Annotated in this window: 15 protein-coding genes; 2 read left to right on the top strand and 13 right to left on the bottom strand. The window is 43.0% G+C overall.

The genetic code is table 11. The features are described 5' to 3' along the window. Positions 1–198: 198 nt before the first annotated feature. Complete coding sequence (locus tag F887_RS14615) at positions 199–1,833, top strand: acyl-CoA synthetase (RefSeq protein WP_005291823.1); 1,635 nt, start codon at positions 199–201, stop codon at positions 1,831–1,833. A gap of 51 nt (positions 1,834–1,884) precedes the next feature. On the opposite strand, the gene yjgA is transcribed toward F887_RS14615, so the two are convergent. The 9 genes from yjgA to mazG all read right to left on the bottom strand — a co-directional run bounded on the left by yjgA (position 1,885) and on the right by mazG (position 8,541). Beyond that, on the bottom strand, positions 1,885–2,421 hold the full coding sequence (yjgA, locus tag F887_RS14620; protein ID WP_005146572.1) for a ribosome biogenesis factor YjgA: 537 nt from the start codon (positions 2,419–2,421) through the stop codon (positions 1,885–1,887). Between the two features lie 2 nt (positions 2,422–2,423). Beyond that, a complete protein-coding gene (locus F887_RS14625; RefSeq protein WP_004637957.1) occupies positions 2,424–2,693 on the bottom strand; it encodes an HPr family phosphocarrier protein in 270 nt (89 codons plus the stop codon). Further along, the gene (gene rapZ, locus F887_RS14630) at positions 2,690–3,541 is read right to left on the bottom strand and encodes an RNase adapter RapZ (protein ID WP_005291820.1); all 852 of its coding nucleotides are present in this window, start codon (positions 3,539–3,541) and stop codon (positions 2,690–2,692) included. The genes F887_RS14625 and rapZ overlap by 4 nt, the downstream gene beginning before the upstream one ends. Before the next feature lie 19 nt (positions 3,542–3,560). Beyond that, complete coding sequence (gene panC, locus F887_RS14635) at positions 3,561–4,406, bottom strand: pantoate--beta-alanine ligase (protein WP_005291818.1); 846 nt, start codon at positions 4,404–4,406, stop codon at positions 3,561–3,563. 3 nt (positions 4,407–4,409) lie between these two features. Beyond that, positions 4,410–5,219: a 3-methyl-2-oxobutanoate hydroxymethyltransferase gene (panB, locus tag F887_RS14640; RefSeq protein ID WP_005184787.1), complete on the bottom strand. Its 810-nt coding sequence runs from the start codon at positions 5,217–5,219 to the stop codon at positions 4,410–4,412. A gap of 39 nt (positions 5,220–5,258) precedes the next feature. Further along, positions 5,259–5,747 carry a 2-amino-4-hydroxy-6-hydroxymethyldihydropteridine diphosphokinase gene (folK, locus tag F887_RS14645; RefSeq protein ID WP_005291815.1) on the bottom strand — a complete coding sequence of 163 codons (489 nt, stop codon included), beginning with the start codon at positions 5,745–5,747 and terminating at the stop codon, positions 5,259–5,261. After that, the gene (gene pcnB, locus F887_RS14650) at positions 5,744–7,198 is read right to left on the bottom strand and encodes a polynucleotide adenylyltransferase PcnB (RefSeq protein WP_005291813.1); all 1,455 of its coding nucleotides are present in this window, start codon (positions 7,196–7,198) and stop codon (positions 5,744–5,746) included. The genes folK and pcnB overlap by 4 nt, the downstream gene beginning before the upstream one ends. A gap of 139 nt (positions 7,199–7,337) precedes the next feature. Continuing rightward, positions 7,338–7,766 (bottom strand): ComEA family DNA-binding protein, encoded by a 429-nt coding sequence (locus F887_RS14655; RefSeq protein WP_005291811.1) that lies wholly within the window; start codon positions 7,764–7,766, stop codon positions 7,338–7,340. Beyond that, the gene (gene mazG, locus F887_RS14660; protein WP_005291809.1) at positions 7,735–8,541 is read right to left on the bottom strand and encodes a nucleoside triphosphate pyrophosphohydrolase; all 807 of its coding nucleotides are present in this window, start codon (positions 8,539–8,541) and stop codon (positions 7,735–7,737) included. The genes F887_RS14655 and mazG overlap by 32 nt, the downstream gene beginning before the upstream one ends. Positions 8,542–8,642: 101 nt before the next feature. Between mazG and F887_RS14665 the strand changes: the two genes are divergently transcribed. Next, positions 8,643–9,416 carry an SDR family oxidoreductase gene (locus F887_RS14665; protein WP_005291807.1) on the top strand — a complete coding sequence of 258 codons (774 nt, stop codon included), beginning with the start codon at positions 8,643–8,645 and terminating at the stop codon, positions 9,414–9,416. Positions 9,417–9,461: 45 nt separating this feature from the next. Here the strand turns inward: F887_RS14665 and F887_RS14670 are convergent, their stop codons facing one another. The 4 genes from F887_RS14670 to cysM form a co-directional block, all read right to left on the bottom strand. Then, on the bottom strand, positions 9,462–11,768 hold the full coding sequence (locus tag F887_RS14670; protein WP_005291805.1) for a RelA/SpoT family protein: 2,307 nt from the start codon (positions 11,766–11,768) through the stop codon (positions 9,462–9,464). Positions 11,769–11,799: 31 nt separating this feature from the next. After that, complete coding sequence (gene rlmD / locus F887_RS14675; protein WP_005291803.1) at positions 11,800–13,209, bottom strand: 23S rRNA (uracil(1939)-C(5))-methyltransferase RlmD; 1,410 nt, start codon at positions 13,207–13,209, stop codon at positions 11,800–11,802. A 9-nt stretch (positions 13,210–13,218) separates the two neighbouring features. Further along, complete coding sequence (locus tag F887_RS14680) at positions 13,219–14,034, bottom strand: 3'-5' exonuclease (protein ID WP_171067426.1); 816 nt, start codon at positions 14,032–14,034, stop codon at positions 13,219–13,221. 87 nt (positions 14,035–14,121) lie between these two features. Next, positions 14,122–15,051 carry a cysteine synthase CysM gene (cysM, locus tag F887_RS14685; protein ID WP_005291797.1) on the bottom strand — a complete coding sequence of 310 codons (930 nt, stop codon included), beginning with the start codon at positions 15,049–15,051 and terminating at the stop codon, positions 14,122–14,124. Positions 15,052–15,107: the final 56 nt, after the last annotated feature.

Genomic DNA, 15,107 nt, shown 5'->3' with positions numbered 1-15,107 from the left:
AGGCAAGCCTCAAAAAATAAAAAACGGCGGATAAAAAAGTATCGAAGATTTTACACGGGTTTAGCTGTGGATGAAACCTCTGAACCAGAAAAACCCAAGATCAGTTGAGATTCATCTCCGACTAAAGCCTAAATGATTTAGACTCAATGTCGGATTAGCTTAGTAATAAATGAAAATAACAGGAAAGGAGCAAGACACATGGTAAGTGCATATGATGAGTTACCCAGAAATCCAGCAAATTTTGTTGCCTTATCGCCGTTACGCTACTTGGAACGGGCTGCTTATATTTATCCCCATCAAGCCGCAATTATTCATGGCGAACGTCACATCACATGGCAACAAACCTATCAGCGCTGCCGTCAGTTCGCTCATCAATTAACAAATTTGGGTATCCAAAAAAATGATACCGTTTCAGTATTGCTACCCAACATCCCTGCCATGATTGAAGCGCATTTTGCAGTCCCGATGGCTGGCGCAGTACTGAATACATTGAATACTCGTCTCGATGCCAAGACTATTGCCTTTATGCTGGAACATGCCGAAGCCAAAGTCTTGTTAGTCGATCCTGAGTTCCGACAAGTTGCAGAGGAAGCGCTCAAGCTTGTTCCACAAGACATTATTGTGATTGACGTCTTTGATTCTGAGTTTGACGGTGAACAAATTGCACTTGGCCAATATGAATATGAAGCATGGATCGCCCAAGGCAGTCCTGAGTTTGAATGGCGGCTTCCTCAAGATGAATGGGATGCGATTAGCCTCAGCTATACCTCAGGCACCACAGGAAATCCTAAAGGTGTGGTTTACCATCACCGTGGTGCCTACTTGAATGCAGCCAGCAATATTTTGGCTTGCGGCATGAAACCCCGCGCGGTATACCTTTGGACACTCCCCCTATTTCATTGCAATGGTTGGTGCTTTGCTTGGTCAATTGCAGCCAGTGGTGGCACCAACATTTGTTTGCGTCGTGTCGATCCTGTACTGATTTTCAAATATATCGCAGCATATAAAGTTGATTATTTCTGTGGCGCACCGATTGTGCTCTCCATGCTGATCAATACTCCAGCAGAGCAAAAATCTGCATACGAACACCACGTCGAAGTCATGGTCGCCGGTGCTGCACCACCTGTGGCAATCATCGAAGGAATGCGCAATATCGGTATTAACGTCAACCATGTCTATGGTTTGACTGAAACCTACGGCCCTTCTGCACTCTGTGCTTCTCAAGCAGGCTGGAGCGATTTATCTATCCAAGAACAAGCTCAACTCCACTCACGCCAAGGCGTGCCTTATCCATTACAAGACAGCATGCGTGTGCTCGATCCAGAAACCATGCAACCTGTACCCAATGATGGACAAACCATGGGCGAAATCATGTTCCGTGGCAATATCGTGATGAAAGGTTACTTGAAAAATGCTCAGGCCACAGAAGAGGCGTTTAAAGGCGGCTGGTTTCATACAGGTGATTTAGCCGTGAGTCATCCTGATGGTTATGCCAAGATTACCGATCGCTCCAAAGATATTATTATTTCAGGCGGGGAAAACATTTCCTCGCTTGAAGTTGAAGATGTACTTTATCGCCATCCGGCTGTACTCACCGCTGCGGTTGTGGCAAAACCTGATCAACGTTGGCAAGAAGTGCCCTGTGCTTTTATTGAACTTAAACAAGGCGCATCCGCATCGGCAGAGGAAATCATTGCACATTGCCAAAAAGAACTCGCACGCTTTAAAGTCCCCAAAGATGTGGTGATTACCGAGATTCCAAAAACCTCGACAGGGAAATTACAGAAATTTATTTTAAGAGAATGGGCAAAACAACGGGTGACGGATAGTTGAATAAATTCATAATCAAAAAAAGAAGTTTCCTTGGAAACTTCTTTTTCATTTTTAACCTTGTTCAGATAACAAAGCGACTTGTTGTACGTAATTCACAAATTTCAACTTAGATGCAGCAAGCTCTTCTTCACTGACTTGCTGCTTGATATCACGGTGAATCCGTAATACATGTTGACGCAAAGTATGGCGTTCAGATGCATTAAACACCTTACTAAACTCATTGATCACTGGATCGCCTTGGTCAATCATACGATCAACCCAACGCATTAATTGCATCTGTTTTTTAGCACCTTGTTGCGGTGTTAAATAAGATAAAATGATGGTTTCATCTTCATTTCGCAATAATTTACCGATACGTAAAAATTGACGACGGCGTGCTTCGTGCGCACTAATATTTTGTATTTCAAGCAAAGCATCAATAAGACGCTCATCAACCGGAAGTTTTTGAATCTGTTTTTTATTCAGTTGAGCCAATTGCTCACCCAAAGCCGCCATTCGTTGCACAGCTTTTTTTTGCTCAGTTCTACTCGCACGTCCATCTAATGACTCAAAATCTTCATCGGTATAACGTTGGGTACCACGTGCCACTATTACTCTGCCTCGTAAAATTTTGCTGCGAACAGCGTTTGAATTTCTTCTAGTGCCTTGTCTTCATCAGCACCATCAATCACCAATCTTAATGTGGTGCCTTTACCTGCACCCAACATCAACAATGACATAATATTTTTTGCATCGACCAACTTATCGCCCTTACCAATTTGGATAGAAGAACGGAATTTCGTCGTCACTTCAATAAGTTTACCAGATGCACGAGCGTGTAAGCCGAGTTTATTAATTACATCAATTGTTGTGTCTATCATGACCAGTGCTTCATTTCTCTATGTAAGATTTGGACAGCCCATTTTGCCTCAAGGGCTTGTTTGAGTCTATCTACGATATAAACCGACCGATGTTGCCCACCAGTACACCCCACAGAAATGGTCATGTAATGGCGATGCCCTTCTGCAAATGCAGGCAACCACTTATCCAAGAAAGTATAAATATCTTCAAACATGTCATTGGTTTGTTGACTACCTTCCAAAAAGCGGCGTACAGGTTCATCTAAACCTGAAAAACGACGTAATTCTAAATCCCAATGCGGGTTTGGTAAATGTCGTACGTCAAATACATAATCAGCATCCAGCGGAATGCCGTGTTTATAACCAAAGGACTGTAGAATCACAATTAAGTTATCTGACTGCCCGAGTTTAGACAATAGAATATGTTTTAAATCATGAACACTTTTATCGGTCGTATCAATATGTACAGTTGAACGGAATTGTATCGGGATGAGCAATTGCTTCTCTTCTTGGATACATTGCAACAGACTATTGAAACGACTGGCCAAAGGATGCGGTCGACGTGATGCACTAAAACGCGCAATCAAGTCTTGATCCTGAGTAGTCAGGTAGATCACATCGACCGAACCATGTCTTTTTAATTGCTCAAACACATGATCAAACTCTTGCATATCTGCACGGGTACTTCGAATATCGACCCCAAGTGCAAGTTGCTCCAGATTATTTTCATGATCCAGTTTTGCCACAATTTCAGGCAACAACGCCAAAGGTAAGTTATCTATACAATAATAGCCCAAGTCTTCAAGCACTTGTAATGCAGAGGATTTTCCTGAACCGGATTGACCTGTAACGATAAGAATACGCTTCATGGCGTTTTGCCCTTCATTTTTATGTTTTAAAGTCGATTTGTAAGTTATCAATCAAACGTGTTGAACCCAGCTTCGCTGCAATAAATAGCACCAAGTTTTGGTCAAATTGCTGAATCGGTTGCAGGTTGGTTTGACGAGCCTCCACATAATCCACAACAAAACCTGCTTGTGTCAATTGAGCAGAGATATTTTCTAACACTTGTGTCAGTGCCTGCCCTTCATGCAATTGAAGTTCAGCATGTTTGAGCAATTGGTAAATTGTCGGTGCAATCGCCCGTTGCTGTTCAGTCAAATAACCATTACGTGAGCTTAAAGCCAAACCATCTTCAGCACGAATAATTGGTACACCAATCACTTCAAGTGGCATATTCAAGTCTTGCACCAACTGACGAATCACAGCCAGTTGTTGATAGTCTTTTTGGCCAAAGAAAGCATAATCAGGCTGTACAATGTTGAATAACTTTGTCACCACCACCGCAACACCATCAAAGTGACCCGGACGTGATTTACCACAAAGATCATCAGTAATTTGACTGACACTGATATTGGTCAGACGCGGTTGATTGCCATACATTTGCTCAACAGAAGGCGCAAAAATAATATCGCAACCTGCATCTGCCAACAAACGGCTATCTTGCTCTAAAGTACGTGGATAGCTATCAAAGTCCTCGCCCGCACCAAATTGAATTGGGTTGACGAAAATACTGACCACCACTACATCACAGAGTTTTTTTGCCTCACGCACCAAAGTCAAATGACCTTCGTGTAGATTGCCCATGGTTGGCACAAAACCAATCAACTTTTTTGAACTGCGCGTAGGTGCAAGTGAAGCAATCAAGCCTTGTATCGTTGTTTCAGTTTTCATGAATTAAAGCTCAACCTGGAACGTATGTTCTTTCGCTGGGAAGGACTGATCTTGAACTGCAGCATGGTAAGATTTAAACGCATCTACAATCGCAGTTTCACCCGCTTGCTCTTTCATGAAGTTACGAACAAAACGCGCAACACGACCAAAAGTTAGACCTAACATGTCTTGCACAACGAGGACTTGACCATCGGTTTCATTGCCCGCACCAATCCCAATCACTGGGGTATTCGGAAATAATTCAGCAATTTCTTTACCAAGCTGAGCAGGCACACATTCAAGCAGTAAAACTGCTGCACCCGCATCAACCACGGCTTGGCAATCTGCGATCAACTGATCTGCGGCTTCACGTGTTCTGGCTTGCAGTTTATAGCCACCAAAGACATGTACCGACTGGGGGGTTAAACCTAAATGTACACACACGGGAATACCATTACGGGTCAATACCGTAACCAATTCACTTAACCATGCACCACCTTCGATCTTGACCATTTGAGCACCAACCTGCATTACGGTCTTGGCATTTTTCAAGCCATCTTCAAGCGTTGCATAGCTCATAAATGGCAGGTCAGTCATGATTAAGGCATGTGAATTACCACGGCGTACAGCAGCGGTATGGTAAGCCATATCTTCGACAGTGACAGGAAGTGTAGAGTCTCTGCCTTGAATCGCCATTCCTAGAGAGTCACCGATTAAAATCGTATCAATTTCAGCCAATTCCATCGCTTTAGCCATACTTGCATCGTAGCAAGTAAGACATGAGAACTTACGTCCTTCGGCTTTAAACTTTCTTAAGTCACTTAGACTAATCATGATGATGTCCTCTACAGGCGTTTCCAGAACGAAACAGTCTTAGGCGGTTGCCCAAGACTGGTCTGCTATTACAGTCAAGTTTGCTTGCTGTACCAGTTCTAAATCTTTTAAAGAATGACCATTTAATTGTAAATGAGCATCTAAATCTAATAAGGGAAGGATTACAAAATCGCGTTGTAAAACACCGATATGCGGCACGGTTAAACGTTCATTTTGAATCTGCTCTTGACCATAGATCAGTAGATCCAGATCAAGGGTACGCTCTCCCCAACGGCGTAAACGAACGCGACCTGCTTCCTGCTCAAATTGTTGTAATTGATCTAACAAGGCAAGTGGCTCGAGTGTCGTATCCAGTTGAACAACGGCATTTAAAAAATTGGGTTGATCTTGCGGTCCCATCGGCGGGCTTTGATAGAGCCGTGATACTTTTACACGGCCCAATGTCGCGAGCTTCGCAACAGCTTCACTGAGAATCTGTTGCGAATCGCCTAAGTTACTGCCCAGACCAATATAACTGCGAATGGTCATTGCGTCGGTCCAAAAACCACTTGGCTTAAATCACGTTGTACGCGTTTACGTTTGAGAATCGGGTGATCAGCGTTAATCTGATTCGGATTGGTTGTCGCTTTTTCAACAAAGCGTCCAACCGACTCATCCGTTCTCACACGTTCTTTACGACCACGACGATTTCTCGGCTCAGGCACATCCACCAAAGGCTCGATTTCAGTAAGTTTCGTTTCATCTACATCAACCGCTTTACGACGTGTTTTACTACGCTGACGATTGTATTGACGAATTGCAGCTTCTTTTTGATCGAGTGACATTTCTTGGTAGGCTTCCCACCAAATACCCATACCTTCAGTGCTACTATCACCTGATTTCTCACGCAATAACAAAAAGTCGAATCCAGCACGGAAACGTGCATGCCCTGCCAATGCTTCAATCTGCTGCGGTTTTGGATTCAGCAAACGTGTTTGCATCTCCCAAACTTCACGGATAAAGGTTTCAGCAAAACGCGGGATAATGGTGCGTGTTGCCTGACGCTTAAGCACATCAAGTCCTGCTTGCGCACGCGCTTCCGCAGGAACAACACCTTTGTTTAAATAAAAATCACAACGCTCTAAAAATGGCTTCCACAACAACACCGCATAGAAAAATGCAGGGTTAATGGTTTTACCAATTTGAATGCGTTGATCGGTATTTCTTGCCGCACGCTCAATAAATGCAGTGAGATCTGGTGGGATTTCAGCAAATAATTGCTTCCAGACACCAAATTCAATCAACATAGGCAGCACACGGGTAAGATGCCCCATGGTAAATAGTTTTTGTGACTCATCGTATAAACGATGTGGCGAGACATCACGCAACAGTTGCGTCATATCCGCATCAAAAACATCAAGAATGGATTGATCAATTTGGAAATTTAATTTTGCGGCAAAACGCAAAGCACGCAACATACGCACAGGATCTTCTTCAAACCGCTGTGCAGGTTCACCCAGAAAACGTAAGGTACGCGTATTGATATCATCTACTGCATGGCAGAAATCAAGTACGATGCCCTTTCGTGGCTGGTAGTACAAGGTATTGATCGAAAAATCCCGACGAGCAAAATCTTGCTCAATCGTTCCCCAATTATTATCTCGAAGAATCATACCAGAGGCACTGGTAACTGCTTTTTTCGGTGGGGCACGAAAGGTCGCAACTTCAATCAACTCGCGACCAGAATAAACATGTGCCAATTCAAAACGTCGTCCGATAATCCGGCAACGTCGACCAAAAACCTCTTTTACTTGGGCTGGTGTAGCATTAGTAACCGCGTCAAAATCCTTTGGATTAAGACCTAACATCATATCTCGAACACCACCACCTACAATATATGCCTCGTAGCCTGCTTTAGTCAGACTATCAATCACATCTAGAATTGAGGAAGGAAGTTGAGTTGTGGATAAACCACATTTTGACGCACGCAAAGTTTGCAAAAGACACTGTCTCCTACGTCAGGACGTAAATAACAATTTGTCGCTAATCATAGCTCTAACACACACAAAGGGCAATTTATTCTGTTGCAGTTTCAATAGATCTGTATGCGAAATTAACAACCACATCTCACTTTTCCACTTATAACATGAGCCTTGCTCTGTTTTTCTCAAGCAGTTTTGGTCCAATACCTTTGATGTTCATCAACTCGTCTACGCTTTTAAAAGCACCATTTTTTTGGCGATATTCCATAATCGCTTGCGCTTTTTTCTCACCAACGCCACTGAGCGTCTGTAATTGCTGTAAGTTTGCTTGGTTTAAGCTAATTTTACCGCCTTGAATATTTACAGATGATGAAAGATGTTGGGAATTTTGCTGTTGTGTAGGTCGAGATAAATAATAATTATTGTTCGACTGCTTCGCCAATTGCTGATCGCGGGCTTGCTGCTGTGTTTTCCATTGCTGATAAGATTGATCAAACTGCTGTGCATTGAGATGTGAAACACACCCCAAGCACAAAATCATCAATAAAAAAAACCTATGTTTGCTGCTTAACTGCGGCAATGTCATTCTTCCTCTCCTGCGATTTTAATTGTCTTTTCGCTTGCTCCCATAGTTCATCCATTTCTGCCAAACTCATTTCTTGCAAGTCTTTCTGTTGTGCTACCGCCTGTTGCTCAATAAAGGCGAAACGGCTTCTAAATTTATGAATTGTTGCCAGCAATGCGGCCTCACTTGACACACCAAGCTTACGGCCCACATTAATCAAAGAGAACAAACAATCCCCAAATTCTTCTTGAATTTCAGCAGTATTTTGATTTCTTAGCGCTTGCTGTAATTCCCCCAATTCCTCATCTAATTTGCCATAAGCATCTTCAACGGTTTCAAAATCAAAGCCGAGCTGTGCTGCTTTGCTCTGAATTTCATGTGCCTGTACCAGCGCAGGTGCATGTTTAATCTCATCTAGCCGTGACTGTACTTTACCTTGTTTTTCTTGTTGTTTGATTTGTTTCCACAACTCACTCACTTGTTCAGACGTTAGATTTTGATATTTTTCGGCCTCAAAAACATGAGGATGGCGACGAATTAATTTTTCACTAATGGCTTCCACCACATCTTGAAAATTAAATAATCCTTTTTCATCAAACATTTGAGATTGAAAGACCACTTGCAACAATAAGTCGCCCAGTTCATTCCGGATTTCGTCTACCTCTCCTGAGCGAATTGCAGCCTCAACTTCATATGCCTCTTCAATGGCATATCGCGTCAAACTTTCTGGGGTTTGCTGTTGATCCCATGGACATTTTTGTCTTAACTCTTGCATGATTGCCAATAACTTTTCCATGATGATCTCCAAACCCAAACAAGCAAATTGTTGCAGCGCCAAGCTGCTTATGCGTAATATACACGCACGCAAAAATTATCAATATAAAGCAAGGGAAAGCAATGCAATATAGTGTTTTTATTAGTGGGGCTGCTCAGGGGATTGGTGCTGAAATCGCACGCTTGTTTCACCAAAAAGGCTTTAAAGTTGGTATCTATGATATCAATGAAGAACAAGCTCAAGCCTTAGCTGAGCAACTCGGGAGCAATGCCAGAGCAGGTTATCTTGATGTCAGTAATCACCGTCAATGGCAGATCGCACTACAGGAGTTTAAAAGCTGGGCGGGCGAACTGAATATCTTGGTCAATAATGCAGGAATTCTATACTCTGGTGCATTCGAAAACACTCCCATTCAATCCCATCACCGTACCATTGATATTAATGTCAAAGGCGTACTCAATGGCTGTCACGCGGCTTTAGGACATCTACAACAAGCCAGCTTTGCACGTGTCATTAACCTGTCTTCGGCCTCAGCGATTTACGGTCAAGCAGACCTTGCATCTTACTCTGCCAGCAAATTTGCCGTGCGTGGTTTAACCGAAGCATTAGACGTAGAATGGCAAAAATATAATATTCGGGTCTTGGACGTGATGCCGCTCTTTGTGCAAACCAATATGGTTAAAGATATGGATGCAGGCAGCATTCAAAATATTGGTGTGGATTTAACCCCTGCCGATGTGGCGAAACAGGTACTGCATTTGGCGCAACAAAAAGACCATGCTCTGATTCCAACTCATACCCCAGTCGGCATAAAAACCAAATTGATGTATCAACTGTCCAGTATTAGCCCACAGTTTTTAAACCGACTCACCAATATCTTTTTAGCGAAACGTTAGAGATAAAAAAGCTGCATCGAGATGCAGCTTTTTTAGTTTTATGGTCTAGCTTCCTTGAACCAAACGTCTTGCACTGATAATGCCTGGCTGCTGCTCTAAACGAGCCAATAACCGTGACAATTGCGCCAAACCTTTAACTTCAATCAACAACTTCATATTGGCAATACCATCTGCCTCAGAAATCGTATTCACCTGACGAATATTGATTTGGTCAGAGAAAATCACTTGTGTGAGATCTTTCAGTAAACCACGGCGATCATACGCCTCAACCACAATCTGAACACTTTGACCACGCGTTGGCTGCATTTCCCAATCAGCTTCAACTGCACGCTCAGGTTCTTGAGTGGTCATACGCAAATAATCAGGACACGCAATCTTATGAATACTGACACCACGATTCAGCGTGATATAGCCACCAATCGATTCACCATGTACAGGCTGACAACACTGCGCAATATGCAGTTCAACATTGTCCAAACCATCAATCAAAATTCCATGTGCCGATAAAGTATGGCTGGCACGTGGATTTAGCGCAGGTTTTAAAACCAGTTCAGGCTCATCTTGATCCAAGTGCATCTGACGATTCACTTGATTCATCAAAGCATGCAAACTGATATCACCGCTCACCAGAGCAACCAAGATATCATCACCCGATTTCAGGTTGAAATGAGATGAATAATCTTTGAGATCAATACTTTTCGGGTGAATTGCTAAACGTGCCAATTCTTTGGTCAGAAGCTCACGTCCAACTTCAACATTCTTGCTGCGATCTTGCTGTCTAAACCAATGACGCAACTTGTCACGCGCACGCGCCGTTTTGATATAACCCAGCGAGTTCACCAACCAGTCACGGTTTGGTTCACGATCTTTCTTGGTTAAAATCTCAACCTGCTCACCGGTTTTTAACATATAGGTGAGCGGCACATAACGCTGGTTCACACGTGCCGCATAGCACTTGTTTCCTACCTCGGTATGCACATGATACGCAAAGTCCAGAACGGTTGAGCCACGTGGTAACTCTTTGATATCACCATCACGACTAAACACATAAATCTTTTCAAAATTTTCAAAATCTTGAATTTGATCAATGCCATTTGACTCTTCATCTTCACCATGCGGTGTAGTTTCAGTACGCTCTTGATAATGCTCAAGTACCGCACGTAATGAATGCAAACGATCATTAAAAGAATGGTCGGTATTCTTTGCACCTTCTTTATAGTTAAAGTGCGAACACACCCCAAGCTCAGCTTCATTATGCATTTCAAAAGTACGAATTTGTACTTCCAGTGATTTGTTCTCTGCAATCACCGCTGTATGCAATGAACGATAGCCATTGGCTTTTGGATTGGTCACATAGTCGTCAAACTGGTTCGGAATGTGGCGCCATAATTGATGCACAATTCCTAACGCGTGATAACAATCGGGAACACTTTTCACCAAGACGCGCACTGCACGAATATCATAGAGCTGGTCAAAGCTGAGGTTCTTGCTTTTCATTTTTCGATAAATCGAATAAATGTGCTTCACTCGCCCTGTGATTTCAGCTTGAATGTCGTATTCGCCGAGCTCAGTTTTGAGTTTATCAATCACAAACTGAATATATTGCTCACGCTCCAAACGCTTTTCATTCAATAAAGATGCAATTTCTTTATAACGTTCTGGCGCTAAATAACGAAAGGCAAGATCTTCCAATTCCCACTTTAACTGGGCAATGCCTAAACGGTGTGCCAATGGAGAATAAATGGTGAGAATTTCGCGTGCCACACGCTCCTGACGCTCTTTGCTTGCTGTCGCCAACTCACGTAAAGCATAGGTACGCTCTGCCAGTTTGATCAAAACAACACGAACATCTTCCGTCACTGAAATCAGCATTTTATAAATGCCATTTAAGTGTTCGCGCTGATTATTATTAAAATGATCTTCTAGACGTTTATTCTTTTCAATCAACTCAGACAGTTTACCCATCGCCAGTGTGCCTTGGACCAAGGCCAAAACTTGCTCGCCAAACTGTTGTTGAATATCCTCTAAGGTGATTAATCCCTCACGAACACTACGATATAACACCGCCGCTGAAAGCGTGTCTTCATCAACACGTAAATGGGCCAAAATATCCGCCATACCAATCCCTGTACTAAAGGTATTGATACGATGATTCACCGTCGCTTGTAATTCTCTTGCTAAGGTAAGCTCTGCAACTTGTTGAAGTTGTTTCAGCTCAGCCCCATCCAAAATACCACGCACTCGATCTAGCCAAGACACTAGACTACTTTGCGCTTCAGCGGCATGTTCTACAGTCGCTTCCTCAGACAACTCTTGGAGTCGTCCAGGTAACTGCTCACGTACTGTGACCATACCTTTCTCCTCTGGATATGTAACTCATTTTTTAATCGTTTATCTCTTCGATTTTTTCACGACGCTCAATTTTTTCAAACAGGGCAATCGATTCAACATGTTCAGTATGCGTAAACATGTCCATTACCGCAGCTTTCTTCAATTGATAGCCATATTGTGCCAGTACACCTGCATCCCTTGCCAGTGTTGATGGGTTACATGAAACATAAACGATTCTTTTTGCTCCAAACTTTGGTACATATTGCATGACTTCATATGCACCTGATCGTGGAGGATCAATTAATAATGCATCAAATCCTTGTTTCGCCCAAGAATGATGCGAAAAGTCTTTTGTTAAATCTTGTGAAAAGAATGCTGCCTGTGACAACTGATTGGCTTTCGCATTTTCAGTTGCTCGTTGCACCATCTCATCACTCGCCTCAACGCCGACCACCTGACCTGTCTCACCCACACAACGTGCAATGGGTAAAGAAAAATTACCTAACCCACAGAATAGGTCAAGTACTCTTTCCCCTTCCTGTAACTGAAGCAATTCACATGCCAACTGAATCATTTGTGCATTTACACCACTATTCACTTGGGTAAAGTCTAAAGGTGAAAACGCAAATTTGACTGCAAAATCATCCAAACTGTAATGCAAACGCATTGGAGCTTGTGAATCATCTACGCGATGTAAACTCTCTCCCCCTTTAGGTTGCAAATACAACTGCCATCCTTTGAGTAACGTAAATTGACGTAATTGGTTGACATCCGACACATTTAATTCATCTAAATGACGAACCAGCAGTGCAACCTCGCTGTCGCCCATCGCCAATTCTATATGACCAATATGCGCCTTGCCTGTTAGACTTTCGAGTAGTTTTTTCAATTCTGGTAAAGTTTCGGATAAACTTTGATCCAATACGTTACACTGCTGAATGGCAGTCAAATGATTGCTGTGATGCTCACGAAATCCCATCACCAAACGATCCTGTTTCGCCATATAACGTACCCCGATTCGGGCACGGCGGCGGTAATCCGTTTTGACAGAACGGATTGGGTCCAACCATTGCTCAGGTTGCAGACCCGCAAAATGCTGTAAATGGGATTTTAAAACATTCTGTTTAAGTAAAATCTGTTGGTCAGGATGAATATGTTGCAAGCTACAACCGCCACACACACCAAAATGCGGACAAATCGGATCAACACGTTCCTGCGCCGCATCACTTGCAAGCGTGATCATATCCGCTTCTTCTAGACGTGTGGTCTGATTGGTGATCTTGGCTTGTACCGTCTCACCCACCAAGGCATAACGAATAAAAACTTTCTTGCCCTGCTTTTCTTTAGGATGATCTGGATGCGTTCCATAATGCGCAATACCACGCCCCTCATGTGAAAAAGCTTCAATCTGGAAGGTATAGGTTGGATATTGAGCGGGACGTTGTTTGGCTTTGTGTTTCAAAAGATGAACCTAATTTTTTGGCGCAAAAGTATCTGCGGTGAATACAGTATATTGCGATGACTGCTGCCATACCTGTAAGAATTCTGTTTGTTGCGTTTGCGTTTGTAAATAATCAATCGTTGATTGAACCAAATGCTGATGATCAGATTGATTGAGCTGCCCTTTGAGCAACAGCCAGCGTAAATACACCAGCCAAGTATTCAGCACATCACCTTCGCAATAGCTGGTCAATTTCAACCACTGCTCCGTACGAACATATTCGGGTACATGATAGCCAGACTCGCCTCGTTTCCCGGGGAAACCGAGCAAACAGGCAATATCATCCAATTTCTGAAAATTGCGACCATTAAACATCGCCATCACATCCATCAGATCAACATGACGATGGTGATAACGGTTTTGATAGTTGTTAAAACGCTTTTGCTGATCAATTTCGCCTTGATCGAATAAACTTGACGCGGAAAGCCCATGATACATGGTACGAAATAGGATCACAGGCAAATCAAATTGCGAACCATTCCAACTGACCAAGGTCGGTTGTTTCTTATCAAAAATAGACAGAAACTTGGTCAACATTTCAGCTTCAGTGTTTTGTTGCTGACTAAATGAAAACAGGCGAAAACCTTTTTCATCGATCCACAGCCCAGAAATACAAACGATTTCATGCAATGGTAGTCGCTGAAAATCCATGCCTGACTCTTGACGACGAATTTTGGTCAACGCTTGTTCTACATCGCTTTCAGGTAAGTCAAGATGATAAAGATGTGCACCAGCTTTTATATCAGTCAGTGTTTCAATATCAAAAATTAAAATCGGAAAACGCAAATTCATATTCAAACGACCTGCCGAAGCTGCAACACAGCTCCCTTTAACCCAAGGTGAGCTGTAATTATAACAGTGTAAGACAGGGTTTTAGTCTTCATCTTGAACTGAAAATAAGCCCGTCGATAAGTAACGATCCCCACGATCACAGATAATGCAGACAATCACCGCATCAGGATTTTCTTCAGCAATTTTAATCGATGCCCATACTGCACCGCCTGAAGAGGTGCCTGCACTAATGCCTTCGGTACGTGCCAGTTTACGCATGGTTTTTTCTGCTTCAATCTGTGGAATATCGATAATACGATCCACACGACTGCGATCAAAAATCGTTGGCAAATATTCTTCAGGCCAACGGCGAATCCCAGCAATGCTGGAACCATCAGAAGGTTGCAGGCCGACAATCTGAATGTCTGGATTTTGTTCTTTTAAATATTTAGAGACGCCCATAATCGTCCCTGTCGTGCCCATTGAGCTGACAAAGTGAGTAATTTTCCCACCTGTTTGCTTCCAGATCTCAGGACCTGTCGTCAGGTAATGTGCTTCTACATTATCTGGGTTACCAAACTGATTGAGGACGAAACCTTGACCTTCTGCCTGCATTTGCAAAGCAAGATCGCGAGCACCTTCCATCCCTTGTTGCTGCGTGACTTCAATCAGTTCTGCACCATAAGCCAACATTGCATCTTTACGTTCTTGGCTCATGTTGTTCGGCATGATCAGCTTCATTTTATAACCGCGCATCGCTGCAACCATTGCCAAAGCAATACCGGTGTTCCCACTGGTCGCTTCGATCAGGGTATCACCCGGTTGAATTTGTCCACGCTTTTCTGCTTGCACAATCATGTTGTAAGCCGGGCGGTCTTTCACCGAACCCGCAGGGTTATTCCCTTCTAATTTTGCTAATACCGTGGCTTGGGTATGACACGCTAAACGCTGCAAACGCACCAAAGGGGTTTTACCGACATAGTAATCCAGTAAAAAATCATCTGCTAAAAAATCAGTTTGCGTATTCGTCATGATCGACACCGATATCAAGGTGGCGACTATTGTATGAAAAAAATAGAGATACTGCA

The sequence above is a fragment of the Acinetobacter sp. NIPH 2100 genome (assembly GCF_000369805.1).
GTDB lineage: Bacteria > Pseudomonadota > Gammaproteobacteria > Pseudomonadales > Moraxellaceae > Acinetobacter.
This window is presented reverse-complemented; position numbering and strand designations above follow the sequence as displayed.

Bases quoted from the DNA above. Each gene is read 5' to 3' on its own strand.
- panC (WP_005291818.1), bottom strand. From the start codon at position 4,406: ATGAAAACTGAAACAACGATACAAGGCTTGATTGCTTCACTTGCACCT.
- F887_RS14615 (WP_005291823.1), top strand. From the start codon at position 199: ATGGTAAGTGCATATGATGAGTTACCCAGAAATCCAGCAAATTTTGTT.
- panB (WP_005184787.1), bottom strand. From the start codon at position 5,219: ATGATTAGTCTAAGTGACTTAAGAAAGTTTAAAGCCGAAGGACGTAAG.
- F887_RS14665 (WP_005291807.1), top strand. From the start codon at position 8,643: ATGCAATATAGTGTTTTTATTAGTGGGGCTGCTCAGGGGATTGGTGCT.
- mazG (WP_005291809.1), bottom strand. From the start codon at position 8,541: ATGGAAAAGTTATTGGCAATCATGCAAGAGTTAAGACAAAAATGTCCA.
- F887_RS14670 (WP_005291805.1), bottom strand. From the start codon at position 11,768: ATGGTCACAGTACGTGAGCAGTTACCTGGACGACTCCAAGAGTTGTCT.
- F887_RS14625 (WP_004637957.1), bottom strand. From the start codon at position 2,693: ATGATAGACACAACAATTGATGTAATTAATAAACTCGGCTTACACGCT.
- F887_RS14655 (WP_005291811.1), bottom strand. From the start codon at position 7,766: ATGACATTGCCGCAGTTAAGCAGCAAACATAGGTTTTTTTTATTGATG.
- cysM (WP_005291797.1), bottom strand. From the start codon at position 15,051: ATGACGAATACGCAAACTGATTTTTTAGCAGATGATTTTTTACTGGAT.
- folK (WP_005291815.1), bottom strand. From the start codon at position 5,747: ATGACCATTCGCAGTTATATTGGTCTGGGCAGTAACTTAGGCGATTCG.
- rapZ (WP_005291820.1), bottom strand. From the start codon at position 3,541: ATGAAGCGTATTCTTATCGTTACAGGTCAATCCGGTTCAGGAAAATCC.